This window comes from Streptomyces sp. BE303 (assembly GCF_036290945.1).
GTDB lineage: Bacteria > Actinomycetota > Actinomycetes > Streptomycetales > Streptomycetaceae > Kitasatospora.
This window is the reverse complement of record NZ_JAQYWZ010000688.1, coordinates 1-571: the sequence shown is the minus strand read 5'-3', so window position 1 is coordinate 571 and position 571 is coordinate 1. Positions and strand designations below refer to the sequence as shown.

Annotated in this window: 1 protein-coding gene; it reads right to left on the bottom strand. The window is 73.9% G+C overall.

The annotated features are described in order from the left end of the window. The coding region (locus PUR56_RS16435) for an acyltransferase domain-containing protein (RefSeq protein ID WP_329949481.1) at positions 1–571 on the bottom strand (571 nt) is incomplete at both ends.

Genomic DNA, 571 nt, shown 5'->3' with positions numbered 1-571 from the left:
GTCCACCGCCTCGGCGAAGCGCACGGTCTGCCGCAGGTTGCGGTACCAGTACCCGCCGTCCAGCTCAGGACCCTCCAACCACCGGCCCTCCACCGTCGACAGGAACGGGATCGCGGCGGGCCGGGGCCTCACCGCGGCCAGCAACCCGGCGAGTTCCTCCTCGATCGACTCGACGTGGGACGTGTGGGAGGCGTAGTCCACCGGCACCCGGCGCACCCGCACACCCTGCTCCTCGAAGCCCGCCACCAGCGTGTCCAGCCCCACCGGGTCACCGGCCACCACCACCGACGACGGCCCGTTCACCGCCGCCACCTCCACACCGGCCGGCAGACCGCCCACCACCTCGGCGGCCGGCAGCGCGACGGACACCATGCCGCCACGACCCGCCAGACCCCGCGCGATCGCCTGCGAACGCAGCGCCACCACGGCAGCGGCGTCCTCCAGCGACAGGATCCCCGCGACATGCGCCGCCGCGATCTCGCCCTGCGAGTGACCCACCACCGCGTCCGGCACCACACCCAGCGAACCCCACACCCGCGCCAGACCCACCATCACGGCGAACGACACCGGC